This window comes from Methanosarcina sp. 1.H.T.1A.1 (assembly GCF_000979295.1).
GTDB lineage: Archaea > Halobacteriota > Methanosarcinia > Methanosarcinales > Methanosarcinaceae > Methanosarcina.
In genome coordinates, this window is the sequence record NZ_JJQY01000118.1 from 1 (window position 1) to 2,137 (window position 2,137).

Consider the following 2,137-nt stretch of genomic DNA (forward strand, 5'->3'; position numbering starts at 1 on the left):
ACCCGGAAAGACCTGTTTACTGCAGGGATTGTCTTCCTAACCACAGGACACCCAGAGAAAACAGATACTAAGTGTTATTTGTGTAACTGAGTTTACATTAACACTTAACTGAGTTACATCAACACTTATTTCTTTTCCACTTTTTTAGTACTTTATAAAACCGGAATTACTTTTTCTTAACTTCTGATCTTTTGCAGCTTTGAATATTTGCAGCTTGAGAAGGAGCACTTTGCAGGGCTGATTAGTTTTGCTTTATCAATAGATTTTCTTCAGGGCTATTTTTTATGTATCCAGGACTTACGCGGTTGAACTGGAACTCAATAGCATTAAACTTTCAACTATATAATATATAAATTAAACTTCAACGTCTGTTGTACTTGATTTTATCTCTCAAGTGCGTAAGTCCTGGTATCAATAGGATTTTTTCTTAAAATAACATCCATGTGTCTTCGGCTAAGAGAGGAATCATGGTAAATTGCCCTATTTCTGCGACATATCTCGAAAACATATATTGATCTGAGTTGAAACATTGATCTGAGTTGAAACAGGGTATCGATTTTAGTTTCGGTGTTCGAAATTTGAAACTAATTTTTGCTCTAAAATCGATAGCATACAGGCCAGAAAATTCCTTAACCGATGACCAATCAAATCACATCAAACATCTTTTTTCCCATGCTCGGATAGATATTGCTCAACCGCACGTTTTGGACTATGCCATGTTTTTCCTATTTTTACTGCATCAAGGAGTCCCTGTCTAGCCCGCAGGCTGAGATATTCCTGAGAATAAGGGGTTTCCAGGGCAAGTTCTTTTAGAGGCAGTAGTTCGTCGTTTCCTCCTGAGATGGAGAGATACAGGGTCAGGTTTTCATCCACGGCTTTTGCAATGAAATTGGTAAATGGTCCGAGGTTTCCTGCATCTGCAGCTTTAAGGGATTTGTAGTATTTTCCTCTATCCTCTTTTTTGAGCACAACAGGAGGATAATCCCTTGCAATCAAATACAGGTTTGTGAGGAGTCGGGCTACTCTGTCGTTTCCGTCATTGAAAGGATGAATCTCAACAAATCTGTGATGCAGGGCTGAAGCTGTTTCAATGGGATGCTCCTTGCTTTCAGCAATATTTTCGATCAGTTCATCCATCAGTTCCACTATCTTCGACCAATCGGGCGGAGTCTTTACTGCACCTGTTATCCTCATATTTCTGGTGCGGTATCTTCCGGCATCCTCAAGTATACCTCTGGTTACAATTTCATGGATCTCCTGAATTGTAACATGGTCTATAGCGTGTTTTTTCTGTGCTAGCTCTTCCACCCGGTCAAAAGCTTTTGCGTTATTGCTCACCTCAAGATGTCCTCGGAGTGATTTTCCGCCAATTGTCAGCCCTTCTTCCAGAATAAGTTTTGTTTCCTGGAGTGTTAGTGTATTCCCTTCTATTGCATTGGAGTGATAGGTATGCACCAACCTCATATATTCATGAAGCCTTCCTAAAGCATCTGCCGGAATTGGCCTCATGGAGTTTAGCCGCTTCATTTTTTCATCTATTCGTGCAAGAAGTTCTTCTTGAATCAGGGGTATATCGGTATCGGCCATAATTTTACATCTCCGATATATATCCCGTGTTATATATCGGTATCGGCCGATTTTTGAGTTATCCGATAGTTGGATCTTTTTTCCCGGTTAATCCAATTGAAATATATTTCTCCTGGCGGCAGTCTGCTGGAATCTTCCCGGAATCCTTTTGCAGATCTTTGGAAAAATCGAAAACCTATTACCTTTTGCAGCTTTAAAAAGAGTATTTTCCAGCCCTATCAGTTTTGCACTTCATATATCGGTTCCCTCGAGGCTATTTTTTAGATCATCAATCATATTTTTGGCTTTAGAGAGCTGTTTTCAAATTATAGTGGCAGGTTTTTCAGGCGAAGCCTATTTTCGGGAGCTCTCAGAAAATGGGCTGTTATCTCCTCTGCAAACCATGTCTGGAAGTTGTTCCCTCATTTGAAAGAGTGAACTTTCATTTATATGGATACCTTTATATATTATAGATGCTATGTATGTGTGTTGATAAATAAAGAGACGTATACTCATCTGTTATTAAAAACCAATTTTTGTTTTTAATCAAAGAGTTCTATACAATCTTATT

At 38.9% G+C, this 2,137-nt stretch carries 1 protein-coding gene; it reads right to left on the reverse strand.

Annotation, left to right across the window (positions count from 1 at the left end; translation table 11 throughout):
• Window positions 1-654: 654 nt before the first annotated feature.
• On the reverse strand, window positions 655-1,587 hold the full coding sequence (locus EO95_RS12150; protein WP_052733581.1) for a Fic family protein: 933 nt from the start codon (window positions 1,585-1,587) through the stop codon (window positions 655-657).
• Between the last annotated feature and the right edge of the window lie 550 nt (window positions 1,588-2,137).

Bases quoted from the DNA above. Each gene is read 5' to 3' on its own strand.
- EO95_RS12150 (WP_052733581.1), bottom strand. From the start codon at position 1,587: ATGGCCGATACCGATATACCCCTGATTCAAGAAGAACTTCTTGCACGA.